The organism is Nocardia sp. NPDC059240 (assembly GCF_042753865.1).
Lineage (GTDB): Bacteria > Actinomycetota > Actinomycetes > Mycobacteriales > Mycobacteriaceae > Nocardia.
In genome coordinates this window covers 1-23,276 of sequence record NZ_JBHZAC010000006.1, presented here as the reverse complement: position 1 = coordinate 23,276, position 23,276 = coordinate 1, and the positions used below count along the sequence as shown (strand labels likewise).

The 23,276-nt window shown below is 66.1% G+C and carries 24 protein-coding genes and 1 tRNA gene; 15 read left to right on the top strand and 10 right to left on the bottom strand.

All coding sequences use genetic code 11. The annotated features are described in order from the left end of the window. The first annotated feature begins 69 nt into the window (after positions 1-69). From egtB to egtD, 3 genes are read left to right on the top strand one after another with little or no spacing between them, the layout of a single operon-like run. Positions 70-1,413 (top strand): ergothioneine biosynthesis protein EgtB, encoded by a 1,344-nt coding sequence (gene egtB / locus ACFXHA_RS22335; RefSeq protein WP_379359695.1) that lies wholly within the window; start codon positions 70-72, stop codon positions 1,411-1,413. Next, on the top strand, positions 1,413-2,294 hold the full coding sequence (locus ACFXHA_RS22330) for an ergothioneine biosynthesis protein EgtC (RefSeq protein WP_379359693.1): 882 nt from the start codon (positions 1,413-1,415) through the stop codon (positions 2,292-2,294). The genes egtB and ACFXHA_RS22330 overlap by 1 nt, the downstream gene beginning before the upstream one ends. Then, on the top strand, positions 2,291-3,262 hold the full coding sequence (egtD, locus tag ACFXHA_RS22325; RefSeq protein ID WP_379359691.1) for an L-histidine N(alpha)-methyltransferase: 972 nt from the start codon (positions 2,291-2,293) through the stop codon (positions 3,260-3,262). The genes ACFXHA_RS22330 and egtD overlap by 4 nt, the downstream gene beginning before the upstream one ends. A gap of 26 nt (positions 3,263-3,288) precedes the next feature. Here the strand turns inward: egtD and ACFXHA_RS22320 are convergent, their stop codons facing one another. The 6 genes from ACFXHA_RS22320 to ACFXHA_RS22295 all read right to left on the bottom strand — a co-directional run bounded on the left by ACFXHA_RS22320 (position 3,289) and on the right by ACFXHA_RS22295 (position 7,627). Further along, positions 3,289-3,927: a DUF2461 domain-containing protein gene (locus ACFXHA_RS22320; protein ID WP_379359689.1), complete on the bottom strand. Its 639-nt coding sequence runs from the start codon at positions 3,925-3,927 to the stop codon at positions 3,289-3,291. A gap of 13 nt (positions 3,928-3,940) precedes the next feature. After that, positions 3,941-4,432, bottom strand: coding sequence for a hypothetical protein (locus ACFXHA_RS22315; protein ID WP_379359688.1), 492 nt, complete (start codon positions 4,430-4,432; stop codon positions 3,941-3,943). A gap of 73 nt (positions 4,433-4,505) precedes the next feature. After that, a complete protein-coding gene (locus tag ACFXHA_RS22310; protein WP_379359686.1) occupies positions 4,506-4,838 on the bottom strand; it encodes a hypothetical protein in 333 nt (110 codons plus the stop codon). Positions 4,839-5,000: 162 nt separating this feature from the next. Beyond that, positions 5,001-5,981, bottom strand: coding sequence for a ribose-phosphate diphosphokinase (locus ACFXHA_RS22305; protein WP_379359684.1), 981 nt, complete (start codon positions 5,979-5,981; stop codon positions 5,001-5,003). Continuing rightward, positions 5,978-7,480 (bottom strand): bifunctional UDP-N-acetylglucosamine diphosphorylase/glucosamine-1-phosphate N-acetyltransferase GlmU, encoded by a 1,503-nt coding sequence (gene glmU, locus ACFXHA_RS22300; RefSeq protein ID WP_379359682.1) that lies wholly within the window; start codon positions 7,478-7,480, stop codon positions 5,978-5,980. The genes ACFXHA_RS22305 and glmU overlap by 4 nt, the downstream gene beginning before the upstream one ends. Positions 7,481-7,556: 76 nt before the next feature. Beyond that, a tRNA-Gln gene (locus ACFXHA_RS22295) sits at positions 7,557-7,627 on the bottom strand. A 324-nt stretch (positions 7,628-7,951) separates the two neighbouring features. On the opposite strand from ACFXHA_RS22295, the gene ACFXHA_RS22290 reads away from it, so the two are divergent. The 5 genes from ACFXHA_RS22290 (at position 7,952) to ACFXHA_RS22270 (ending at position 15,251) form a co-directional block, all read left to right on the top strand. After that, the gene (locus ACFXHA_RS22290) at positions 7,952-8,581 is read left to right on the top strand and encodes a TetR/AcrR family transcriptional regulator (protein WP_379360663.1); all 630 of its coding nucleotides are present in this window, start codon (positions 7,952-7,954) and stop codon (positions 8,579-8,581) included. A 214-nt stretch (positions 8,582-8,795) separates the two neighbouring features. Continuing rightward, positions 8,796-9,443 carry a TetR family transcriptional regulator gene (locus ACFXHA_RS22285; protein WP_379359680.1) on the top strand — a complete coding sequence of 216 codons (648 nt, stop codon included), beginning with the start codon at positions 8,796-8,798 and terminating at the stop codon, positions 9,441-9,443. 205 nt (positions 9,444-9,648) lie between these two features. Then, positions 9,649-13,266 (top strand): transcription-repair coupling factor, encoded by a 3,618-nt coding sequence (gene mfd, locus ACFXHA_RS22280; RefSeq protein WP_379359678.1) that lies wholly within the window; start codon positions 9,649-9,651, stop codon positions 13,264-13,266. A gap of 214 nt (positions 13,267-13,480) precedes the next feature. After that, the gene (locus ACFXHA_RS22275; RefSeq protein WP_379360661.1) at positions 13,481-14,161 is read left to right on the top strand and encodes a MazG family protein; all 681 of its coding nucleotides are present in this window, start codon (positions 13,481-13,483) and stop codon (positions 14,159-14,161) included. A gap of 109 nt (positions 14,162-14,270) precedes the next feature. Then, the gene (locus tag ACFXHA_RS22270; protein WP_379359676.1) at positions 14,271-15,251 is read left to right on the top strand and encodes a hypothetical protein; all 981 of its coding nucleotides are present in this window, start codon (positions 14,271-14,273) and stop codon (positions 15,249-15,251) included. A 2-nt stretch (positions 15,252-15,253) separates the two neighbouring features. Here ACFXHA_RS22270 and ACFXHA_RS22265 read toward each other — a convergent pair whose 3' ends face one another. The 3 genes from ACFXHA_RS22265 to ACFXHA_RS22255 are packed head-to-tail and all read right to left on the bottom strand — an operon-like array spanning position 15,254 to position 16,589. After that, positions 15,254-15,550, bottom strand: a complete 297-nt coding sequence (locus tag ACFXHA_RS22265; protein WP_379359674.1) for an MTH1187 family thiamine-binding protein — start codon at positions 15,548-15,550, stop codon at positions 15,254-15,256. Continuing rightward, a complete protein-coding gene (locus tag ACFXHA_RS22260; RefSeq protein ID WP_379359672.1) occupies positions 15,547-16,122 on the bottom strand; it encodes a TerD family protein in 576 nt (191 codons plus the stop codon). Before ACFXHA_RS22260 ends, ACFXHA_RS22265 begins: the two co-directional genes overlap by 4 nt. A gap of 17 nt (positions 16,123-16,139) precedes the next feature. Next, on the bottom strand, positions 16,140-16,589 hold the full coding sequence (locus ACFXHA_RS22255) for a hypothetical protein (protein ID WP_379359670.1): 450 nt from the start codon (positions 16,587-16,589) through the stop codon (positions 16,140-16,142). Positions 16,590-17,143: 554 nt separating this feature from the next. On the opposite strand from ACFXHA_RS22255, the gene ACFXHA_RS22250 reads away from it, so the two are divergent. From ACFXHA_RS22250 to ACFXHA_RS22240, 3 genes are all read left to right on the top strand, one after another. After that, entirely contained in the window at positions 17,144-18,577 is a 1,434-nt protein-coding gene (locus tag ACFXHA_RS22250; RefSeq protein ID WP_379359668.1) for a stealth family protein, read from the top strand. 82 nt (positions 18,578-18,659) lie between these two features. Beyond that, positions 18,660-19,472 carry a DUF4389 domain-containing protein gene (locus ACFXHA_RS22245; protein ID WP_379359666.1) on the top strand — a complete coding sequence of 271 codons (813 nt, stop codon included), beginning with the start codon at positions 18,660-18,662 and terminating at the stop codon, positions 19,470-19,472. A gap of 59 nt (positions 19,473-19,531) precedes the next feature. Continuing rightward, a complete protein-coding gene (locus tag ACFXHA_RS22240; RefSeq protein WP_379359664.1) occupies positions 19,532-19,912 on the top strand; it encodes a hypothetical protein in 381 nt (126 codons plus the stop codon). Between the two features lie 36 nt (positions 19,913-19,948). Here the strand turns inward: ACFXHA_RS22240 and ACFXHA_RS22235 are convergent, their stop codons facing one another. Further along, positions 19,949-20,299, bottom strand: coding sequence for a YbaB/EbfC family nucleoid-associated protein (locus ACFXHA_RS22235; RefSeq protein WP_379359662.1), 351 nt, complete (start codon positions 20,297-20,299; stop codon positions 19,949-19,951). A 312-nt stretch (positions 20,300-20,611) separates the two neighbouring features. On the opposite strand from ACFXHA_RS22235, the gene ACFXHA_RS22230 reads away from it, so the two are divergent. The 4 genes from ACFXHA_RS22230 to ACFXHA_RS22215 are packed head-to-tail and all read left to right on the top strand — an operon-like array spanning position 20,612 to position 23,148. Further along, a complete protein-coding gene (locus tag ACFXHA_RS22230) occupies positions 20,612-20,815 on the top strand; it encodes a hypothetical protein (protein ID WP_379359660.1) in 204 nt (67 codons plus the stop codon). A gap of 5 nt (positions 20,816-20,820) precedes the next feature. Further along, positions 20,821-22,347 (top strand): hypothetical protein, encoded by a 1,527-nt coding sequence (locus ACFXHA_RS22225; RefSeq protein WP_379359658.1) that lies wholly within the window; start codon positions 20,821-20,823, stop codon positions 22,345-22,347. A 17-nt stretch (positions 22,348-22,364) separates the two neighbouring features. After that, positions 22,365-22,757 (top strand): hypothetical protein, encoded by a 393-nt coding sequence (locus ACFXHA_RS22220; RefSeq protein ID WP_379359656.1) that lies wholly within the window; start codon positions 22,365-22,367, stop codon positions 22,755-22,757. A gap of 1 nt (position 22,758) precedes the next feature. Beyond that, entirely contained in the window at positions 22,759-23,148 is a 390-nt protein-coding gene (locus ACFXHA_RS22215; protein WP_379359654.1) for a hypothetical protein, read from the top strand. Positions 23,149-23,276 lie beyond the last annotated feature (128 nt).

The window sequence follows — 23,276 nt, the reverse complement described above, 5'->3', positions numbered from 1 at the left end:
CACTTTCCGAAACTTCGGCGCGGCGGGTGCGGTTCCGGCGCGCCCGATTCACGAATTGGAAGTTCTCTCATGACTGTTCAGCATTTGCCGGGAAGCGATCGGGCCGAGACCGAGGCGCTCCGCGAACGCATTGCCGTGACCCTGGAGCGGGCCCGGCGGCGGACCATCGGATTGACCGAGTGCGTGGACGAGGCCGAACTGGTGGCCCAGCACTCGCGCATCATGAGCCCGCTGGTGTGGGATCTCGCGCACATCGGCAACCAGGAAGAGCTGTGGCTGGTGCGCGATGTCGGCGGGCGGGAACCCGTGCGGCAGGACATCGATCAGCTCTACGACGCGTTCAAGCATGCGCGCGCCGACCGGCCCGCGCTGCCGCTGCTGAATCCGGTGCAGGCTCGCGAGTACGTCGGCACCGTGCGCGACAAGGTGTGGGATGTGCTGGAGCACAGCCCGTTACGCGGTGACGGTCTCGTCGAGGATGGCTTCGCGTTCGGCATGATCGCCCAGCACGAGCAGCAGCACGACGAGACCATGTTGGCGACGCATCAACTGCGCACGGGCGAGGCGGTGCTGTCCGCGCCCCCGACTCCGGCCGCGCAGGTTCGGGTGAGCGGTGAAGTCGTCATTGCCGCAGGCGAATTCAGTATGGGCACCGACACCGACCCGTGGGCGCTGGACAATGAACGCCCCGCGCATCCGGTCCACGTCGACGGTTTCGCGATCGACGCCGCGCCCATCACCAACGAGCAGTACCTGGCCTTCCTCGACGACGGCGGGTACGAGCGTCCGGAACTGTGGTCCGAGGCGGGTTGGGCGCACCGCGTCGAGGCCGGGCTGACCGCTCCCCAGTTCTGGGAGCAGGACAGCGGAGGCCGTTGGTGGCGAAGGGTTTTCGGCACCATGCAGCCGCTGCGTGCGCATCAGCCGGTGGTGCACGTCTGCTGGTTCGAGGCCGAGGCGTACGCCAACTGGGCGGGCAAACGCCTGCCCACCGAGGCCGAATGGGAGAAGGCGGCCCGCTTCGACCCTGCCACCGGTCGCTCCCGCCGATACCCCTGGGGCGACACCGATCCCACCGACGAGCTTGCCAATCTCGGCCAGCACCACCTGGAACCGGCCGACATCGGCGCCTACCCGTCCGGTGCCTCGCCGTCCGGTGTCCACCAGTTGATCGGCGACGTCTGGGAGTGGACCGCCTCCGGTTTCGACCCCTACCCGGGCTTCCACGCCTTCCCCTACCGCGAATACTCCGAAGTCTTCTACGGCGGCGACTACCGAGTCCTGCGCGGCGGCTCCTTCGGCGCGGACCAAGTCGCAGCCCGAGGCACCTTCCGCAACTGGGACCACCCCATCCGCCGCCAAATCTTCTCCGGCTTCCGCCTGGCCAGAGACCTCACCCCGGACGAACGCTGATGTGCCGCCACCTGGCCTACCTGGGCCCACCCACCCCGGTAGGCGAACTCCTCACCCGAGGCCCGTATTCGCTGCGCACCCAATCCTGGGCACCCCGCGAAATGCGAGGCGGCGGCACCATCAACGCCGACGGCTTCGGCGTCGCCTGGTGGCACCTCCCCGACGCCGCCACACCCGACGGCGGCCCGGGAGTCATCTGGCACGGCGGAGCGTCCCCGGATTCCCGTGCGGCGGCCCGGGCTACCTCGGCCGAGACCGCCTCCACCACAGCCGATCTGACGGTCAGCAGGTACCGCAATGCGGCACCGATCTGGACGGACCCCGCCGTCGGCGAGGTCCTACCCCAGCTCCGCTCCACAGCTGTCCTGGCCGCAATCCGTTCCGCCACAGTGGGAATGCCGATCGAACGCTCCGCCTGCGCCCCCTTCACCCACGGCCGCTGGGCCTTCAGCCACAACGGCGCAATCCCGGACTGGCGCCGCGTCCTGACCGACGTGGCTGCCGAATTCGGCTCGCCCCCACTGCTGGAGGCCGAGTCCCTTACCGACTCGGCCGCCCTCTGGGTGATCCTGCGCGGACTGCTCGAAGGTGGCGGGATGGAGCCGGGGGAGGCGGTGCGGCGGGTGATGGCGGCGGTGTTGGCGCGGTCGCCCGAGGCGCGGTTGAACCTCTTATTGGGGGATGGGGTGGGGATTTGGGGGAGTACTTGGCATCACTCGTTGTCGGTTTTGGCGGGTGACGGGTTTTTCGTGGTGGCTTCGGAGCCGTTCGATGACGATTCGCGGTGGCGGCCGGTGGGAGACCGGCAGTTGGTGCGGGTGGTTGGTGGGCGGGTTTCGGTGGAGCCGCTGGATATCGAGATCGGAAGGGCTGGTTCATGAATACGCCGACTGTGGAGATTCATCTCACCGACGAAGATCTGACTGCCGCGTTGCGGGAGGATGTGCGGGCGGGACTGACTGCGGAGCCGAAGTGGTTGCCGCCCAAGTGGTTCTATGACGCTCGGGGTAGTGAGCTGTTCGAGAAGATCACCGAGCTGCCGGAGTACTACCCGACGCGGACCGAGCGGGCGCTGCTGGAGCGGGTGGTCGGGGAGATCGCGGCCGTCGCGCAGGCGGAGGTGCTCGTCGAGCTCGGGGCGGGATCGGCGGCCAAGACTCGGCTGCTGTTGAACGCGTTGAGCGCCGCGGGACCGCTGCAGAAGTATGTGCCACAGGATGTTTCCGTCTCGGCGCTGCGGATGGCGGCCGACGAGGTGGCCTCGGAGTTCCCGGAGTTGAACGTGCACGGTGTGGTCAGTGACTTCACCGCCGCGCTGGACAAGCTGCCGGGCGGCGGGCGGCGCATGGTCGCCTTCCTGGGCGGCACGATCGGCAATCTGGTGCCCGCCGAGCGCGCCGAATTCCTCGGCGGCATCCGGGATGTGCTGGAACCGGGCGAGCAACTGCTGCTGGGCGCGGGCCTGGTCATCGATCCGGCGGTGCTGGTGCCCGCCTACGACGATGCGGCCGGTGTCACCGCCGAGTTCAATCGCAATGTGCTGCATGTGCTCAACGCCCGCCTGGGCGCGAGCTTCGAGCCGGAGAAGTTCGCGCACGTCGCGATTTGGGATGCCGAGCGGGAATGGATCGAGATGCGTCTGGAAGCCACCGAGGCCATGACGGTCCGCATCCCGGAGCTGGACCTGACCGTCGATTTCGCCGCCGGTGAGCAACTGCGCACCGAGATCTCGGCCAAGTTCCGCCGCGAGGTCCTCGAATCCGAGCTGGACGCAGCCGGTTTCACCACCGAGCGGGTCTGGACGGATCCGGACGAGCGTTTCGCCCTGGTTCTCGCGGAACGTCGGTAGCGGCTACCACCGCCCAGAAGTAGCGTCTACTTCTGGGCGGTGACTGCGGCCAGCCATTCGATCAACGGCCGCATCTGCTCCCAGGCTCCCCGGATCTCCTTGGCCGCGCGTGGCGTGCTCAGCCATTTGGGCGCGCCGAAATCCTTTCCGGCGGTGAGGGATTTGTGGCGCAGCAGCTCGATGCGCGGGTGATCGATCTCGTAACCCTTGGGTTTGGTGGCCAGCTTGTCCCCGCCGATGCCGTATCCGGCCGAGACTAGTTGCGCGATCAGCCCTTCCAGTTCGGTGCCGCGCACCTCGTCGTCGATGGCCACCCGCAGCGCGGTCAGCTGTGCGGGCGAGGCGGCGTACATGCCGCCCGCCACCCGCAGCCCGGCCGCCCCGAGCTGCACATACCAGCCGGAGTACTGCGCGCTGTAGACCACCGCGCCCTGATGGTTCTTGTAGGGCGACTTGTCCTTGGCGAAGCGCACATCCCGGTGCGGCCGGAACATCTTGGCCTCGCCGAAGTCCGGTTCCAGTTCCGCGACAAGCGCTTTCATCGGGTCCCGCACCGACTCCTCCCACACCTGCTTGTGGGCGTTCCAGAAGGCCTTGGAGTTATCGGCTTCCAGGTCTTCGTAGAAATCGAGTCCGGCGAGCGGGAACCCGGTGAATGCGGTCATGGCTAGCCATTATTCATCGTGAGGTATTGAGGACCGCGAGCCCTATCCCGAACCCGATGACCATGCACACGCCGGCGGCGATGGCGGCCCACTTACCCAGTGGTTCACCCTTGTTGTTGCCGACGACACCGAGCACGATGCCGACGATGCCGATCAACGGGCACAACAGCAGTGCGATACCCGCGCAGACGAATCCGATGATCGAGAAGGTCTGGGTGCCCGACCGCACCGGCGCACCGTACGGGTCACCCGGATACGGCTGCCCGTAGGGCTGTTGCCCGTACGGCTGCTGGCCATAGGGCTGCTGCCCATAAGGCGGTTGACCCGGCCCGCCTTGCGGATACGGTGGCGGAGTGCTCTGCGGATACGCCGGATACGGGTCGTTCGCGGGTGGCGGTGTGTCCTGCGGCGGATACCCGTAGCCCCCGCCCGGCTTGGCTAGGTTGATCGACTCCGCATCGTCCGGATTGCCCGGCGTACCGGGTTCGTTCGGTGGCGTGCTCATGTCGCGCCCTCCTCGGTCGTGTAGTGACGCCTTGCCATGGGGTATCCCTGAACCGGACTCGCTATGCGCCGATTCAGTCGCCGGGTTCTTCCACGATGTCCATGGCCGCGATTTCCGCGGGCCGATCGTCCTCGGTCCCGTCCTCTTCGCGCTGCCGGCGGCGCGTCCACTCCTGGTCCAGCTCGGCTCCTATGCCCAGCCGCCCGGTGTCCTCGTTCTCGCGATTGCGAATGACCAGGTCTTCGGGGGGATCGGAGATGTACCGCTGATACTCGCGGATGTCGTCTTCCTGATCGTCGTCGCCGAGGTCGTAGTCGAGATTGTCGACATCACTGTCGAAGACCTGATCGGTGTCGAAGACCTCGTCCATGATGCGGGCGTCGTCCTCGTCGGGCCGGTCGGCCATTCGGCACCACCTCTCCGCGCATCAGCGCACCAGTAGCAAACCGCGAGTCCGCGTCCAACGCTACCGCGTGTTGTCCGAATCGGGCATCCATTACCACTGCCATTTCACACAGAAGCGCCCCTCCCGCATCGCGGAAGGGGCGCTTCTACAGCAGAGAGGCTGTTATGCGTTCCCGTTGAAAAGGCCGGTGACGGAACCGTTTTCGAAGACCTCGCGGATGGTCATGGCCAGCAGCGGGGCGATCGACAGCACGGTCAGCGTGGGGAACTTCTTCTCCTCGTCGATCGGCAGCGTGTTGGTGACCACGACCTCCTTGGCCCCGCAGTTGGCGAGACGCTCGGCGGCCGGGTGCGACAGGATGCCGTGGGTGGCGGCGATGACGACGTCGACCGCGCCCGCCTCCTTGAGCACCTTGACCGCGCCGGCGATGGTGCCACCGGTGTCGATCATGTCGTCGATCAGAATGCAGGTGCGGCCCTCGACCTCACCGACCACGCGGTTGGACACGGTCTGGTTGGGCACCAGCGGGTCGCGGGTCTTGTGGATGAACGCCAGCGGCGCGTCCGCGAGCGAGTTGGCCCACTTCTCGGCGACCTTCACGCGACCGGCGTCGGGGGAGACGACCGTGATGTTGGACAGGTCGTAGTTGGTGCGGATGTGCTCGGCCAGCTGCACCTGCGCGTGCATGTGATCGACCGGGCCGTCGAAGAAGCCCTGGATCTGATCGGTGTGCAGGTCGATGGTGATGATCCGGTCCGCGCCCGCGGTCTTGAGCAGGTCGGCGACCAGGCGAGCCGAGATGGGCTCGCGGCCGCGGTGCTTCTTGTCCTGGCGGGCGTACGGGTAGAACGGCAGCACCGAGGTGATGCGCTTGGCCGAACCGCGCTTGAGCGCGTCGATCATGATGAGGTGCTCCATGACCCACTGGTTCAACGGGGCCGGGAAGCTCTGCAGCACGAAGGCGTCGGAGCCGCGGACCGATTCCTCGAACCGGACGAAGGTCTCACCGTTCGCGAAGTCGCGGGCGGTCTGGGGAGTGACGTGAACGTTGAGTTCCTTGGCCACTGCCTCGGCGAGCTCAGGATGAGCGCGCCCCGAGAACAGCATCAGATTCTTCTGGTTATCGGTAGAGAACGCGGTCACTGACGTTCGCCATCCTTTTTCTCGTCGGATATCTCGGTGGTTCCCGGTTTGTCCGGGAGCTCCGCGAGGGCCACTTCGGCCGCGCGGGCTGCATCGGTGCCGGGGCGATTGCGCTGCACCCAGCCTTCGAGGTTGCGCTGTGCACCACCCGAGACCGCGAGCGCTCCCGGTGGAACATTTCTGCGCAGTACAGTACCCGCCCCGGAGTACGCGCCGTCACCCACGGTGACCGGGGCGACGAACATATTGTCGCTGCCCGTGCGAACATGCGAACCCACGGTGGTGTGGTGCTTCTTGACCCCGTCGTAATTGACGAAAACGCTGGACGCTCCGATATTGCTGTATTCGCCAATGGTGGCGTCGCCCACATAAGTGAGGTGCGGAACCTTGGAGCCGGTGCCGATCGTCGCGTTCTTCGTCTCCACGAAGGTGCCGATTTTGCCCTTCTCGCCGAGCGAGGTGCCGGGGCGCAGATAGGCGAACGGGCCAACGCTCGCGCCCGGGCCGATATTGGCCTTCTCGCCGTGCGTGCGGACCACCTTCGCGCCGTCGCCGACGGTCACATCGGTCAGCGTGCAGTCCGGTCCGATCTCGGCGTCCTCACCGATCACGGTGTCGCCCAACAGTTGTACGCCCGGACGGATCACGGCGTCTCGGCCGATCGTCACGTTCCCGTCGATCCAGGTGGTGCCCGGATCGATGATGGTGACCCCGGCGCGCATGTGCCGTTCCAGGATGTAGCGGTTGAGGGTGCGCGCGGCCCCGGCCAACTGCACCCGGTCGTTCACGCCGGTGACCTTGGCGTGGTCGAGCAGGCGCGCGCCGTGCACCGGATGCCCGGCCTCGCGGGCCAGCTTGAGCACATCCGTGAGATAGAGCTCATGGCGGGCGTTGGCGGTATCGATGCGCGAGATCATGATTCGCAGCACGGCCGCGTCGAAGACGTAGACGCCGGAGTTGACCTCGGTGATAGCGGCCTGCGACGGAGTGGCGTCGGCGTGCTCGACGATCTCCATCATGCGACCCTCGTCGTCGCGCACGATGCGGCCGTAGCCGTTGGGGTCGTCGGGCTCGAAAGTCAGTACGGTGACGGCGGATCCGTCGGAATAGCTGCGATGCTCGTCGAGTAGAGCGTTGAGCGTGTGCCCGTCCAGCAGCGGCACATCGGCGTAGGTGACGAGCACGTCGCCGGCGAAATCGTCGGGCATGACCTCGAGCGCGCATTGCACGGCGTGCCCGGTGCCGCGCTGTTCTTCCTGCACCGCCAGCGTGATCTGGCGGCCCAGTTCCGCTCCCACCTTGCCGACCGCGTCGCCCACCGCTTCGCGGTCGTGGCCGATCACGGTGATGAGCGACGTCGGATCGATCTCGTGCGCGGCATGCAACGCGTGAGCGAGCATGCTTCGACCGGCGAGCGGGTGCAACACCTTGGGTGTCTTGGACCGCATTCGGGTTCCGGCTCCGGCGGCGAGAACGACGACGGCGGTCTGCTGTGGCATGGATCTCCCTCGGCTGCCGGTCATCGTGTGCTGGAAAGCAATGTGCGGGTCAAACCATATAGACCCTGCTGGTGAGCTCCGCCGCCAGGACTCGAACCTGAACTAACTGAACCAAAATCAGTTGTGCTGCCATTACACCACGGCGGATTGCAGCGTCATGCGGGTCTGATCCTCGCATGAACTACCCCCGAACGTCGAACTGTCCCGCCTCCCCGCGTTTTTTGCCGACGTGTCAGTCGGGACTCGCCTTTCGTCGCGGACCGGCGGCTCGCGACGTGGCCGCGTCAGCCCGTACCCGGTGAGTTACCCGGATCGAGCTAGATCAGTTGTTACGTTGGCGAACACGGTCGGTGAGTGCCCCCTGGCCGCTTTGTTCCGAGAAGTCTGGAACAGTTATGGGCGACCTGACGGTGAGGTAGGGAGACATCAGCGATGACGGGTAGCGAGGGAGCTCGGCCGGCGCGGGCGCGCATGACCGGTACCCAGCGCCGTCAGCAGCTCATCGAGATCGGGCGGGCGCTGTTCGCGGAGCGCGGGTACGACGCGACCTCGATAGAGGAGATCGCGGCGCGGGCGCAGGTGTCGAAACCGGTGGTGTACGAGCACTTCGGGGGTAAGGAAGGGCTCTACGCGGTTGTGGTCGATCGCGAGATGTCGATGTTGCTGGCGATGATCACGGCCTCGCTGAGCAACAACCGGTCGCGGGTGCGGCTGGAGCAGGTGGCGCTGGCGTTGCTTACGTATATGGAGGAACGCACCGACGGGTTCCGGATTCTGATGCGGGATCAGCCGGTGTCGGCGGCCGAAGGGACGTATTCGTCTCTGCTCAATGAGGCCGTGAATCAGGTGGCGCACATTCTCGCCGGGGATTTCGAGCGCCGCGGTCTGGACCCGAATCTGGCGACGCTGTACGGGCAGGCGCTGGTGGGAATGGTTGCGACGGCGGCGACCTGGTGGCTGGACGAGCGCCAGCCGTCCAAGGAAGTGGTGGCCGCGCATCTGGTGAACCTGTGCTGGAACGGCCTCACACATTTGGAGGCCGAGCCCGTACTGAAGTCGGAATGGCCGAGCGGCAAGGGGTTATCGAACCCGTCGGTCTGAACTTTGGTCTGATATGTCTGTCCTAGCGGGGCAGAACTGGACAGTTAACCAGCGAATTGCGAAGGAGGACGGGTCGAATGCTCGAATCGACTGGCAGCGCGCAGCCGGGTGGTACGGTTCACCCATCCTTCGAGTGCTGTTCGAACTGTGATGTCGGTCAACTTCGGGATGTCGGTCTACTTCAGGATGGCTGGTTTGATGACAGGCGGATCTGATGGCTAGGCAAGCGCGTGCGGAGATCACTCGCGATTCCGTGCTCGCGGGCGCGGCGGATGTCTTTTTGCGACTCGGCTACGCGAACGCGTCCCTGTCGGAGATCATCGCGCAGTCGAATGTGACCAAGGGCGCCTTGTACTTTCACTTCGGCTCCAAGGAAGAACTGGCCCGCGCGGTTGTCGATCAGGGCAACGAGCGACTGGTCAGCGCCTGCCAGGGATTCTTCGATCCGCGGGTGCCCGCCCTCGAGGCGTGCATCGGGATCACCTACGTGGTGGCGGATCTGACGATGAACGATCCGATGGTCGGAGCGATGCTGAAGCTCACCCATCAGATCGGCGATTATCGCGGCGCGACGGGCGACAATATCGCCAAGACATGGGGCGAGACACACCGTTTGCTCGCCGAACGCGCTATCGCCCAAGGGGATTTGAAGGCCGACCTGGATCCGGAAACCATCGGCCTGCTCCTGCAGGAGATGACGACCGGCGTCCACATCGTCGCGGTCAGCACCGAATCCATCGACCAGATGGCAACCCGCATGGAACGCGCCTGGTTCTTCTTGCTGCCGAGCATCGTCCCGGACGAGAAGGTCGCCTACTTCCGAGAATTCGCCGCCCGCCGCCTCCGCCGCTACGTGCAATAGAGCCAACTCTCGGGACTCTCAGGGGCAAGCCCCTGAAACCCCAAGGGTGGGGAGGGCCGCGCCGACTCACGAGAGCCGGGATCTTCTGAACCTCGATTTACCCGCCTCCGCACGGTGGCGGGTGCGGTGTACTCAACCTGTCATTACGGGTGACTAGACTCGGTTGGTCGTCTGGAACGCCTGTCTGCGCCGAGGAGTCCGCCGCATGTCCACTCATCGTCCACCTCTGGCTGGCCTGGCTGCGGTGGCCGCTGAAGATGCCGCATTGCAGCAGGTCGCGAGCCTGATCGGGCGGGAGTCCGCAATGCTGGTCGCGCCTTCGGCGGTGCGGCCGTTCGTGGCCTCGACCATTGCCGGGCAGCGGCCGCTGCTGGTGGTGACGGCTACCGGGCGCGAGGCCGATGATCTTGCCGCCGAGCTCACCGAGATCCTGGGCGATACCGTCGCGCTGTTCCCGTCCTGGGAGACGCTGCCGCACGAGCGGCTCTCGCCGGGCGCGGACACGGTCGGTCGACGGATGCAGGTGTTGCGGCGGCTGGCGCATCCGGAGGATCCGGGTAGCTCGGGCCCGCTGCGGGTGGTGGTCACCACGGTTCGCTCGCTCATGCAGCCGATGGCGGCGGGGCTGGGGGACGTGGAGCCGATCGTGCTGCGCAAGGGCGCGGAGTTCGACTTCGACGAATTGCTCATGCGGCTGGTGGAATTCGCCTACGAGCGGGTCGACATGGTCGGCAAGCGCGGCGAGTTCGCGGTGCGCGGCGGCATCCTGGATGTCTTCCCGCCGACGGCGGATCATCCGGTGCGCGTGGAGTTCTGGGGCGACGAGGTCTCCGAATTGCGGGCCTTCTCCGTGCAGGATCAGCGCTCCATCCACGAGGTGCCGGTGGAGCTGGTGGTCGCGCCGCCGTGCCGGGAACTGTTGCTCACCACCGCACTTCGCGAACGCGCCGCCGAGGTGGCGGTCGAGAACGCGGCCGATGCCGCCCTGGTGGAGATGCTGGAGAAGATCTCCCAGGGCATCCCGGTGGAGGGCATGGAGGCGCTGCTGCCGGTGTTGCAGCCCGGCGAGCTGCAACTCCTGGTGGATGTGCTGCCCCCGGAAACCCATGTGCTGCTGTGCGATCCGGAGAAGGTCCGCACCCGCTCCGCCGACCTGGTGCGCACCGGTGAGGAATTCCTGGAGGCGTCGTGGACGGCGGCCTCCTTCGGCGGGGCCGCGCCGCTGGGCGCGCACGGCCTGGATCTGGCGGCGTCGGGCTATCGCGGCCTGGATGTCGTGCACGCCGACGCCGAGCGGCGCGGGCTGCCCTGGTGGACGCTGAGCCCGCTGGCCGCCGACCATCCCGACGAGATCGTGCTGCCGGTGCTGGCCGCCGCCTCCGCGCGCGGTTCCGAGGAACTGGTCGCCACCATCTTCGCCTCGCTGCGCGCACAGGTCGTCACCGGTGGCCGCGCGGTCATCGTGGTGGCGGGACACGGTACGGCGCAACGCATTCTGGAGCGCCTCGCCGACGCCGAGGTGCCCGCCGCGGCCCTGGAATCCGGTGCCGAACCGGGTCCGGGCGTGGTCGGCGTGCTGTGCGGCTCGCTGCACGACGGCATCGTGTTCGACAACGCCAAGCTGGTGGTGATCGCCGAATCCGATCTCACCGGCAACCGGGTCACCGCACCCGGAGAGGGCAAGCGGCTGCCCGCCAAGCGGCGCAACCAGGTCGATCCGCTGGCGCTCACCGCCGGCGACATGGTGGTGCACGATCAGCACGGCATCGGCCGCTTCGTGGAGATGATCGAGCGCACCATCGCCGGTGCCCGGCGCGAATACCTGGTCATCGAGTACGCGCCGAGCAAGCGCGGCCAGCCGGGGGACCGCTTGTTCGTGCCCATGGACTCGCTCGATCAGCTGTCGCGGTATGTGGGCGGCGAGCTACCGAGCCTGTCCAAGCTGGGCGGGTCCGACTGGCAGAACACGAAACGCAAGGCCCGCAAGGCGGTTCGTGAGATCGCCACCGAGCTGGTGCAGCTCTACGCCGTCCGCCAGGCCGCGCCCGGCCACGCCTTCGGCCCGGATACGCCGTGGCAGCAGGAGATGGAGGACGCGTTCGCGTTCACCGAGACCGTCGATCAGCTCACCGCCATCGCCGAGGTGAAGGCGGATATGGAGAAGACGGTCCCGATGGACCGGGTGGTCTGCGGTGACGTCGGCTACGGCAAGACCGAGATCGCGGTGCGCGCGGCCTTCAAGGCGGTGCAGGACGGCAAGCAGGTCGCCGTGCTGGTGCCGACAACGCTGCTGGCGCAACAGCATCTGCAGACCTTCACCGAGCGGATGGCCGGATTCCCGGTGGTGGTGAAGGGCCTGTCGCGCTTCACCGACGCGGCCGAATCCCGCGAGATCCTGGAGGGCATGACCACCAAGGATGTCGACATCGTGGTGGGCACGCACCGGCTGTTGCAGACCGGCGTGCGGTGGAAGGACCTGGGGCTGGTCATCATCGACGAGGAGCAGCGTTTCGGCGTCGAGCACAAGGAGCACATCAAGGCGCTGCGCACGCACGTCGATGTGCTGACCATGTCCGCCACGCCGATTCCGCGCACCCTGGAGATGTCGCTCGCGGGCATCCGTGAGATGTCGACGATCCTCACCCCGCCCGAGGAACGGCATCCGGTGCTCACCTATGTGGGCGCGTACAACGACAAGCAGGTGGCCGCGGCCATCCGCCGTGAGCTGCTACGCGACGGCCAGGTGTTCTACGTGCACAACCGGGTGGCCTCGATCGACAAGGCCGCCAAGCGGATTCGTGACCTCGTGCCGGAGGCGCGAGTGGTCGTCGCGCACGGGCAGATGAACGAGGACATGCTGGAGAAGACCGTGCAGGGCTTCTGGGAGCGCGAATTCGACGTGCTGGTGTGCACCACCATCATCGAGACCGGCCTCGACATCTCCAATGCCAACACGCTGCTGGTGGAACGCGCCGACTCGCTGGGTCTTTCGCAGCTGCACCAGTTGCGCGGCCGCGTCGGCCGGTCCCGGGAACGCGGCTACGCCTACTTCCTGTACCCGCCGGAGAAGCCGCTCACCGAGACCGCCTACGACCGCCTCGCCACCATTTCGCAGAACTCGGATCTGGGCGCGGGCATGGCGGTCGCCATGAAGGACCTCGAGATTCGTGGCGCGGGCAATGTGCTGGGCGCGGAGCAGTCCGGCCATGTCGCGGGCGTCGGCTTCGACCTGTACGTGCGCCTGGTGGGCGAGGCGGTGGAGGCCTACCGCGCCGCCGCCGACGGCCGCCCGATCACGGTGGACGAGGAGGTCAAGGAGGTCCGCATCGACCTGCCGGTGGACGCGCACATCCCGCCCGACTACATCGCCTCCGACCGGCTGCGCCTGGAGGGCTACCGCAAACTCGCCGCCGCCCAGGATGATTCGGCCCTCACCGCCGTGGTCGAGGAACTCGTCGACCGCTACGGCCCGCTGCCCGTCGAGGTCGCCCGCCTGGTCTCGGTCGCCAAGCTCCGCCTGCTGGCCCGCGAGTACGCCATCGCCGAAATCGGCGTCACCGGAACCACTCTGAAGGTATCCCCGCTGCAACTGCCGGATTCCAAGCAACTCCGCCTCAAGCGCCTCTACCCCAACGCCACCTATCGCCCCACCACCGGCATTGTCCAACTCCCGCTACCCCGGGTCGAGGACAGCGTCGGCGCGTCCCGAGTCCGCGACGTCCAGGTCCTCCAATTCGTCGCCGACTTCCTCCTCGCCCTGGACGGAAAAGCCCCGGGCGCAGTCGACGTCAAGGTCGCGCCCGAGGTGCTCGCCCCACGATGAGTGCTGACCGTCCGATCGGCGAGCCGCCCGGTCAATTCGGAGACACACCCCGTCATTCCGGCGTGTCCTTGGCCGGAATCCAGACTGCGGGTGTGGATCCCGGCCAAAAGCACGCCGGGACAACGGAGGGGATGCCGGAATGACGGATGGGCGTACGCATGTCGATAATCCCGCGACTGGCGGGGACCAGGGCGAGGCGGCGGATATCGCGGCCATGACCGAGGCGCTCGGCGAGGCGGTCGATGTCATGGATCGGCTGTGGAGCTTCGGCGGGTGGGAGGTGACGCAGACGCATGATTCGTTGCGGCCCTATCTGCTGGAGGAGACCTACGAGCTGCTGGACGCCATTCAGGCCGAGGACGCCGAGACGATCAAGGAGGAGTTGGGGGATCTGCTGTTGCAGGTGCTGTTCCACTCTCGGATCGCCGAGGCCGCAGGGGAATTCACGGTGGCTGAGGTGGCGGCGGCGCTGGTGGCCAAGCTGACGCATCGTAGCCCGCATCTGCTGGGGGAGCGCGACGCCTACGGTTTCGATCCGGATGCCGCGGTGGCCGACAAGATCGCGGCGCAGGAAAAGGCTTGGGAGGAGCGGAAATCCGCGGAGAAGGCGCGGCGCTCCTGCCTGGACGGCATCGCCATGGCGCAGCCCGCGCTGGCGCTGGCGGAGAAGGTTCGCTCACGAGGTATCAAGGCCGGTTTACCGGAGGATCTGGTCCCGGACGCGCTGCGGGTCGTCGAGTTGGGTGGGCCCGATAGCGCCGAGGAGCGGCTGCGCAAGGCCACTCTCGGCTTCGCCGAACGCATTCGCGCCGCCGAGGACGCGGCCGAAATCGCGCGGGGTGAGCGCCGCGCGCTGGTTGCCGCGGACTGGCGGGAGTACTGGCCGCACGGCTGAGCGTCATCCGCGCGAAATCCATTGGGGTGGCCGAAACGGGCATAGCGGAAGCTATGCCGAGTGATAACGGCGGTGTTGCCTTCGGCTCGTTTCGGCTAGCGTCAGGGGGGTGCAAGCTTCGGGGCGCGAATCGATCACCGAGTACTACCCGTCGAGAACGGGTGCGGCCGTCGCGCTGGTCTTCTTCCTGCTGATGACCGCGCTGCCCGGTTTCGTGGTGTTCGACGGTGATGAGCACGTGGTCATGCGGGTGCTGGGCGGTGTTGCCATGGCGTTGTTCGGTTTCGGGGTGTACGCCATGCTCGACGACCTGGTCAGACCGCAGCCCACGTTGCTGATCACCGATCAGGGCTTCACGTATCGCGGCTATCCGCATGTGGCGTGGGCCGAGGTGGAGCGGCTGCGCCTCGGCATCGGCCGGCTACGCAAGGGCGGCCACACCGAGCGATTCGCGGAGGTGGTGCTGCGTGATCCCGCCGAATTCCACGACCGCGTGCGGGCTCTCGGCGATGTCACCGCACGCAAGCATCCGGAGCGCCCGCTCTACATCGTCCCCGAGCGACTAGCCGTCCCGGTTCCGGCCGTGGTGGATGCCATGCGCCGGCATCATCCGGACCTGGTGGTGCGAGCTCTCGAGGACGACCCCGCCCAGGCTCCCGCCGCTCCCGGCGCGCCCCGCTCGGCCGACCGCGACATGGTCGAGAGCGCCCTGGTCAGCGCGCTCACCGATGCGCTGCCGGAGCACTGGCAGCTCGCGGTCCTGTGGTTCTGCCTGGTCGGCGATGACGGCCACACCGGCATCCAGGTCGACATCACCGATGCCGACCCCGAGGAGCTGCAACCCTCCGAGGAGACCCTCATGCTCCTCAACCGCCTCAAGGAAGTCTGCTACGACCAGATGACCGGCACCTGGCTCAGCGGCCAGGTAGTCCTCCAGGCCGCTTCCTCCAAGGCCCAATTCACCTTGTCCTTCAAGGAAGTCCCCGACTGGCTCCCCCTCCCCGAACCAGACGAATGCCGCCGCGAACTCGCCACCTACCCCCGAGCCGGCGACGAAATCCCCGACTGGCTCCGCGAACGCATCTCCTGAGTTCAGCTTTCGGCGAGGTAGCGCTCGACGGTGTCGACCTTGGCCTGCATGGCGTTGGTGACGCCGGGGCGGATGTCGGCTTTGATCACCAGGCTGCAGCGCGGGGCTACTTCCATGATGGCGTCGGTGGCTTGTTTGACGACGGCCATGACCTCGTCCCATTCACCTTCGATCATGGTGAACATGGCGTTGGTTTCGTTGGGGAGGCCGCTGGCGCGGACGATCCGGACCGCTTCGGCGACGGCGCGGCCGACGTCCGCGCCGACGCCGAGCGGGGTGACGGAGAAGGCGACGATCAAACGTTCACGCCGTAATCGCGGGCGATACCGGCCAGGCCGGAGGCGTAGCCCTGGCCGATGGCGCGGAACTTCCACTCCGGGCCGTGGCGGTAGAGCTCGCCGAAGACCATGGCGGTTTCGGTGGAGGCGTCCTCGGTGAGGTCGAAGCGGGCCAGCTCCGAGTTGGTCACCGCGTCGATGACGCGAATGTAGGCATTGCGGACCTGGCCGAAGGACTGGCGACGAATGTCGGCCTCGTGGATGGAAACCGGGAAGAAGATATTGGTGATGGTCGGCGGCATGGCGGCCAGGTCGACATTGATCACCTCGTCGTCCCCGTCGCCCGCGCCGGTGAGGTTGTCACCGGTGTGCTCGATGGTGCCCTCGGGGGAGCGCAGGTTGTTGTAGAAGATGAAGTGCGCGTCCGAGAGCACGCGCTGATTGGATCCGCAGGCCATGGCGCTGGCATCCAGGTCGTAGTCCGCACCGGTGGTGGTGCGCACATCCCAGCCCAGCGCCACGGCGACCTTGGTCAGGTTCGGGGCTTGTTTGGACAGTGAAACGTTTCCGCCCTTGGCCAAGCTGACAGACACGCGGTCTCCTTAGTTCCTCAGTTCTGATCGGCCGCCATTGCCTTCAGCGTCGCGACCCGTTTCTCCAGATAGCGTAGTTCGGTGTCGTCCTGGACGGTGCGTTGAATTCCCGTGGCGACCTGGAAAGCCGATTGGCGATGGTCGTCGATCACCTCGACGGTCAATTCCACGCCGACATAATCGTCGGCGCCCGGCAGCGGGTCGGCGATGACGCGGGCCTTGCCGCGCGCGCACAGCGCCACATTGCCGCCGCCCAGAATCAGCAGCGCCACTTCGGGGCGTTCGCGCAGCCGGGCCAGCGAACCTCGATCCGACTTGAGGCTCAGCAGGATTCGACGCTCCCCGGCGCGCACCGGCCAGGAGACCGGGATGGCATGCGGGGTGGGATCGGTGGTCACCAGGACCGCGATGGTGTCGAGCGGCCACTCGGGAAGTGCGTCGAGTTCGGGGTGTTCCTGTTGGTTCACTGTCGAGGGCTCCTGACGTTCCCGCGCGTCGGCTACCATCCGCGTCACCTCACCGTCGGCGTTGCGCACAGCGGGCTGGACTGTGCTGCCGCAAGTGTATGCCGTTGCGCCGCTGGCCCGCTGGCGTCCGAATCGGGTATAGGATTGGCCGGACTCGTCGGTTTCGTCCGTTAAGTCTGTGAAAACACAGCTGGACCTGCGGGGAAACGGATTGACGAGAACCGATAACGGTTGCATCATTCGTTACAGTCCCTCGTCTGAACGAGGTCATGCGAGTAACCGGCCGATGACCGCCCGGTGAAGTACGCAACAGCTTTCCCATCGACGCGACAGGCGTCACCCAACCGAGTGAGGTGAGTGCGAATGGCATACCGGCCGTATCAGCGACGACCGTGGACCATGCCCCGCACCACCCTGTCAGCTCCGTTCTTCTGACTGCACAACGGTTTTCACGGTACGCGTCGCCTCCGGAACCCCGCCGGGCCGGCGCGGGGCCGTGTCGGCGCGCGGGGTGCAGGCGTGAGGTGTGCAGTGCGAACAGAGCGGAGACGGTGATGGTGGACGAGTTGGTGGGTCGCGCGACGGTGGCGAATCTGGTGGTATCGAGTGCGGTGCTGGACGACCTGCGTTATCTGCGGGGTGAACTGACCCTCGCCGAGGTGCCCTATCTGCTGGTGCGTGACGCCGATCATCGGTTGGTGCTGGCCGTGGACAGCGGCCACCGGGCGGCCCTGAGACGGGTGCTGGGCGCCACCATGGTCGCCGGATTCCGCTGCAATGAGAAGCAGCACAATGTCTTCCGGCTCAGCCGCGATCTCGATCCGGCCCACCACGTCGACATCGAACTGTGGGAGTACCACGGTGACACCGTGGAGTGCCCGCGCCCGAATGCCTTGACCCGCATGGTTTTCGACGTGGCCGATGTGGAACCGACCACCGTGCTGCTCTACGACGCCAGCTGGCCCACCCTCGCGGGCATGTTCACCCCGCATTCGACCGATGTCGGCTTCGACATCGATCTGGTGTTCTCCTGGGTCGACGGCACCGACCCCGAATTCCGTGCTCGCCGTGCGGGAATGCTGGCGCAGGTGGTGGTCGGCGAGGGTGACGAGGCGGATGCCCGCATCCGGCAGATCGACGAGTTGCGGTACGCGCTGCGCTCGGTGCACAAGAACGCGCCGTGGATTCGGCGCATCTTCATCGCCACCGATTCCCGGGTGCCCGATTGGCTGGCCGAGGATCCCCAGGTGACGGTCGTGCGGGCGGTGGATCACTTCTCGGATACCAGCGGGCTGCCGGTGTTCAATTCCCATGCGGTGGAATGCCAGTTGCAGCATATCGAGGGTCTGTCGGAGCATTTCCTGTATTCGAACGACGATATGTTCTTCGCGCGGCCGGTCCGCCCGTCCATGTTCTTCACGCCCGCCGGCATCAGCCGCTATATCGAGGCGGGTACTCGAATCGGCCCGGGTACCAATAACGAACGCCGCAGCGGCTTCGAGAACGCGGCCCGGGTGAATCGTGGGTTGCTGACCCGCCGGTTCGGCCACATCATCACCCGTCATCTCGAGCACACGCCGGTTCCCTTGCGCCGCAGCGTGCTACTGGAGATGGAGCAGGTTTTCGCCGACGATTTCGCCCGCACCCGCGCCAGTCGTTTCCGTGCGGCCACCGACATCTCGGTCACCAATTCCCTCTACCACTACTACGCCCTGCTCACCGGTCGCGCGGTCCCGCAGGAGGCGGCCAAGGTCCGCTACGTCGACACCACCATGTACACCGGCCTGGCCCTCCTCGACGGTCTCGCCAAACGCCGCAATGTCGATTTCTTCTGCCTCAACGACGGCAGTTTCCCGGAGGTCCCGGAGGCCGAACGGGTGCGCGCCGTCTCCGAATTCCTGGACACCTATTTCCCGGAGCCGGCGCCGTGGGAGAAACCCGACACGACTGCGGGCACCATGACCGCCTTCGAATCGGGCGCGGCCTGACGGGTCCGGTGCGGTCGCTGTGAGACGCTGACCATGAAACGTCACCTTTCAGTCTTTACGGACCGGGAAGCGAGTGCGTGTCATGGATCAGTACCAGGCGGTGCAGCCGATGCCGGAACCCATCGTCGGGCTCGATGTGTTTCCGCCCGAGCGGCATCGGCGCTGGACGGTGCTGCTGCGGGCGATCCTGGCCATCCCGCAACTGCTGGTCCTGGTCATCCTGGGTCTGGCGACGGCGGTGGTGGCCGTCATCGGCTGGTTCGGCGCGCTGTTCCTCGGCGCGCTCCCGGAGTGGTGTGGTGATTTCCTGCGCTCCACCTTCGCCTACACCATCCGGGTGCTGGCCTACATGTACCTGCTGGTAGACGTCTACCCGCCGTTCAGCCTCGACGTCGAGGCGAATTATCCGGTGCGCGTACAGTTCCCGGCTCCGACACGGTTGAACCGCTGGGCCGTGTTCTTCCGCTTCATCCTGGCGATCCCGATCCTGGCGCTCAACAGCTGGATGGCCACCGGCTGGACGGTGATCGCCGTGATCGTCTGGCTGATCATGCTGATCACCGGCCGGATGCCCGCCATGATCTTTCAGGCGACCGCGGCGGTCCTGCGCTGCCAGGTCCGCACCGACGCCTACTGGCTGATGCTCACCCCGGCCTATCTGACCGGGGTGTTCGGCGACGGTCCCGTCCCGCAGCCGGGCATGCTGCCCGCCCCCGGTTATGTCCCCGCCTCCCCGACCCGCCCGCTGCTGGTCTCGCAGGGCGCGAAGGTCCTGCTCTGGATCATCCTGGTGCTCGGCATCCTGTGGAACATCTTCAACCCCACCCCGGACTTCTCCACCGACACCGGTCGAGTCGAGCCGACCACCGTCTACTGGCCGACCCCGACCCCCTGAGTAGTGCACCAATAGTCTTCTGTTGGAATCCGATTGGTGGCCCGGCCCACTCTTTGGTCATGAACAAGAAATTCCTCGCCGCCGCCGTCCTCGCCGCCGCTTCCACCGCCACCATCCTGGGTGCCGGTTCCGCCTCCGCCGACGACGTGCACCAGATCTACTTCGCCTACAACACCGACAACGGCTACGTGAACGGTCACCTGCAGGGCTTCAGCCACGACACCTACCAGGTCGACGCCCGCGGCGGCCAGGTCATGATCGTCGATGCCAGCCCCGACTGGTCCGACGCCGTCGTCACCATCACCGGCCCGACCGGCACCCTGTCCTACGACCGCCAGTGGTCCCGCGTCGTCCTCCCTTGCGACGGCTCCTACCAGCTGCGCGTCTCCTCGCCGCACCACAACACCATCGACTACGGCATGAGCGTCAAGATCGACTGAATATCGACAGGAAGGAACGGAATGCGCCCCGTCCGGTCATACCGAGTGTGTGATGCGGCTCGGGGCAAGCTCTTCCCACTCCGTGGATTCGACTGGGGTTTTCGGTGTCGGCAGCATGGGAGTGTCCCGCAATTGCGCGAAGACTCTGCCGACCTCGGCTTGGGCTCGCTCCACGGCGGTCTCATGGCACTGCGTGATCGCTCTCGCGAGCTGGTCGGGTTCGACCGACAGGGCGGACCGGGAAAGCTGAAGATCGGTGATGAGTCCATTCGCGTCGGTTTCGATTTGCACTGCGCCACCGGGTGTTCGAGCGCTGCCGCGAACCTGGGAGATTGCCTGCTGGACCTGCTCGCTGAGTCCCGCGGCCTGCTCCGCACTGCTGTTCATCGATGCTCTCCCGGTACTGGAGCCTGAGTTGGCGACCCGCAGGGTATCAGCTGATCGCGAACCAGGTGGGTCGTCGATGGGCGCCGTGGAAATCCCTGTCCGGCTGTGGGTTTCAAGGACCATACCGTCTCCGTTTGCCGTGGCGCGTCAGGAATTACTACGCTTACCTTCCGGACTGCGGCATTAATACGAGGGGGCGACGTGTCGGGTGGGGGCGGCTTTTCAGCTGACCAGGCGGGGATTGTGCAGCTGGCGAAGTTTGTTGGAGACCGCGCCGGCGATTTGCGAGGTGTCCGTTCGACACTGCTCAGTGTGTCAGCGGCCTCCGAGGACGTCCTCGGTGAGGCGGCCGGCGCTTATGGCACGTTCCTGGAGGCGTGGGCCGACGAATTCTCGCTGAACGCGGACGCACTCGACGAAATCGGAACCAAATTCGGTGCCGCAGCTGACGCCTACACCCAGCATGAGGTGTATTGGTCGCAGAAGTTCCGGGCGTTCATCCCGCCGAACCAGTAACGATCATGTCCTATCGCGACACGGTGAACGCCGCGCTGCTGCGCCTCTACCTGAACTTCACCGCCGTGCCCCTGTCGGTGAGCATCATGCGGCAGATCCCACCGCCCAAGGGCGATCCGGTCGCTCTCGGTGGCCTCGCGGACGTCTTCGGCAGCGCCGCTTCACCGACCGATCAGGTCTCGATCGAGCTGGTGCAGGCATCGGACCAGAAGCTTCCGGAAATCTGGACCGGCCGTGCATCCGTGCTGGCAGGTGATGTCGTGGTGGCGGTGGCCGAGGATATCGCCAATGCCGCAACGGTTCTCGGCAAGGTGCGCACGATCTTGTCGGTCCTGTCGGACGGGATCTTCGACGCCCATCAGATGCACGCCAACGCACAGGACGTCTTGTTGGATGCGGCGCGCCAATGTGACTCGGGCAGTTTCGCTTCCGCCCGCTCGCTGGCTGTGCAGGGTGGAATCGGACTGCTGGCAGCGATGGATGCGGCTGTGGCGGCAGGTGCGCGTGCCGCTCGCGACCTGAACAAACTCACGAGTGAGGCCCACGCGCATGCGCTGAAATCCGGCAACCTGGATGCGTCCGACCGGGTAGTGCTGGGTGAGGCCGCCAACCCGGAGGGGCAAACCGAGCTGAACCGCATCCTGACGTTCGCACAGGCACAGCGGGCTGGGCAGCGGCTCGATCAGATGAGTGACGACGATCGCAAGCGGTTCGATGCGTTGTTGTCGCAGGCGAAATCCCCCGAAGAGCGGGCCTATCTGATGAAAACCCTTGCCGCTGGGCATGATATCGGCGAACTGGAGTCCTTCGACAGCCTGATCCACGGTCACGGCAACGACCCGGATTGGTTGCAGCAGCATCTGTCCCCGATCATCAACAAGACCGACCCCGGCGAAGTCGACTATCAGCCGGCGGAGCAGGATCCGGCCTCATGGACGCAGGGCACCTACCCCACCTGCGTGGCGTCGTCGACGATCACCGCCCGGGCGATGATTGATCCGGCCTACAACTTGAAGCTGACGACCGGCAACAAGCCTGATGATCCAGACTCGACCAGCAAGGAAGCCTTCGAGAAGCGCCTGCGTGACGAGCAGGCGAGCCTCTACGACCATGGTCGAGACGAAGGCTCCCTCGTTGACCGTTTCAAGCAGGACTTCCGCGGGCAAGAGGGCATGACCCCCGTGGAAGGGCGCAAGATCGCCGACGAGCAGATCGGTGCCGCTACCGGGCAAACCTACGAGCAGCTGTCGGTCGGAGACGCCAATGCCCGCCAAGCCGCACTACCGGCCATCGAACTCGCTGTCGATCAGGGCCAGCCGGTCCCGATCCAACTCAGCGGAACCGGGATAGGGCATCAGGTGCTGATCATCGGCCATGACGGTGACAAGCTCGAAATCTACAATCCCTGGGGTACTACCAGTTGGGTCAGTGAGGACTCGTTCATCAACAGCCGCATGAATGAGCTTCCCGGCTCGGATGGCAAAGCCAGTGGCGTTCCGCCCAACGTCGCCGGCATCCTGCTTCCACACTGACATGGACGGCGGCCATCATGAATCATGAATCCCTGACCGATGCCGACCTGGCCGAGGTCGATATCGGCGCGCTGGTCGAAGCTGGTTTGGCAGATCGGAATTCAGCCGCCGGTCGCGAGCTTTACGGACGGGGTGCGGTCGCAGCGGCGGTACGGTTGCGGCGACTCGGCGTCTTTCCCCGCTCCGTCGCCTTCCTCGCCGATTTCGTCCGGGCAGGGGGAGTTCGAAGCGCCGCAACGCTTCCCGAGCCACTACCGCAACCCCACCAGACCGCCGCGGTCCGCCCTTGGCTCGAGGCGGCCGGGGGCGTGAGTACCACTGTCGACGTAGACGATGCTTTCGCCATTTGGTTGCGCTCGGTGGCTACCGTGTTGGCAATCCACGGCGCCGAACCGTTTCGAGGAGCGTGAAATGACCATGTACCGAGCCGCCGGAACCACGGTAGGCGGCGGCCGTCGTGGGACCGTGGTGGCGGGAGTCTTCGGAGGGCTCTTCACTGTGGGGAATCTGGTCGCGGCCTTCGTCTTCGCCCGGTGGGCGGGCAAGGGGCCGGAGTATGTCCGCACCCCGTCGGGTGGCGTCACCGAACTCTCGCCCTCCTATCCCCGTTCCCACCTGGAGTTGGCCGACCTGCTGTTCTCCGTCAATGCCTGCGCGGTCGCCGCCTGGTGTCTCTTCTCTGCAATCCGTGCCCCGCAGCGAAACGGCCTGCTGATCACCGTCCACGCAGTCCTCGCCGTTGCGGCCTTCCTGTTCGTATTGCTCTCCGCGACGTCATTGTCCAGTCAGCCGCTCTACTGAGAAGTGCGCCCCAATAGTCTTCTGTTGGAATCTGATTGGTGGCCCGGCCCACTCTTTGGTCATGAACAAGAAATTCCTCGCCGCCGCCGTCCTCGCCGCCGCTTCCACCGCCACCATCCTGGGCGCCG

Bases quoted from the DNA above. Each gene is read 5' to 3' on its own strand.
- egtB (WP_379359695.1), top strand. From the start codon at position 70: ATGACTGTTCAGCATTTGCCGGGAAGCGATCGGGCCGAGACCGAGGCG.
- ACFXHA_RS22330 (WP_379359693.1), top strand. From the start codon at position 1,413: ATGTGCCGCCACCTGGCCTACCTGGGCCCACCCACCCCGGTAGGCGAA.
- egtD (WP_379359691.1), top strand. From the start codon at position 2,291: ATGAATACGCCGACTGTGGAGATTCATCTCACCGACGAAGATCTGACT.
- ACFXHA_RS22320 (WP_379359689.1), bottom strand. From the start codon at position 3,927: ATGACCGCATTCACCGGGTTCCCGCTCGCCGGACTCGATTTCTACGAA.
- ACFXHA_RS22315 (WP_379359688.1), bottom strand. From the start codon at position 4,432: ATGAGCACGCCACCGAACGAACCCGGTACGCCGGGCAATCCGGACGAT.
- ACFXHA_RS22310 (WP_379359686.1), bottom strand. From the start codon at position 4,838: ATGGCCGACCGGCCCGACGAGGACGACGCCCGCATCATGGACGAGGTC.
- glmU (WP_379359682.1), bottom strand. From the start codon at position 7,480: ATGCCACAGCAGACCGCCGTCGTCGTTCTCGCCGCCGGAGCCGGAACC.
- ACFXHA_RS22290 (WP_379360663.1), top strand. From the start codon at position 7,952: ATGACCGGTACCCAGCGCCGTCAGCAGCTCATCGAGATCGGGCGGGCG.
- ACFXHA_RS22285 (WP_379359680.1), top strand. From the start codon at position 8,796: ATGGCTAGGCAAGCGCGTGCGGAGATCACTCGCGATTCCGTGCTCGCG.
- mfd (WP_379359678.1), top strand. From the start codon at position 9,649: ATGTCCACTCATCGTCCACCTCTGGCTGGCCTGGCTGCGGTGGCCGCT.
- ACFXHA_RS22275 (WP_379360661.1), top strand. From the start codon at position 13,481: ATGACCGAGGCGCTCGGCGAGGCGGTCGATGTCATGGATCGGCTGTGG.
- ACFXHA_RS22250 (WP_379359668.1), top strand. From the start codon at position 17,144: ATGGTGGACGAGTTGGTGGGTCGCGCGACGGTGGCGAATCTGGTGGTA.
- ACFXHA_RS22245 (WP_379359666.1), top strand. From the start codon at position 18,660: ATGGATCAGTACCAGGCGGTGCAGCCGATGCCGGAACCCATCGTCGGG.
- ACFXHA_RS22240 (WP_379359664.1), top strand. From the start codon at position 19,532: ATGAACAAGAAATTCCTCGCCGCCGCCGTCCTCGCCGCCGCTTCCACC.
- ACFXHA_RS22235 (WP_379359662.1), bottom strand. From the start codon at position 20,299: ATGAACAGCAGTGCGGAGCAGGCCGCGGGACTCAGCGAGCAGGTCCAG.
- ACFXHA_RS22225 (WP_379359658.1), top strand. From the start codon at position 20,821: ATGTCCTATCGCGACACGGTGAACGCCGCGCTGCTGCGCCTCTACCTG.
- ACFXHA_RS22220 (WP_379359656.1), top strand. From the start codon at position 22,365: ATGAATCATGAATCCCTGACCGATGCCGACCTGGCCGAGGTCGATATC.
- ACFXHA_RS22215 (WP_379359654.1), top strand. From the start codon at position 22,759: ATGACCATGTACCGAGCCGCCGGAACCACGGTAGGCGGCGGCCGTCGT.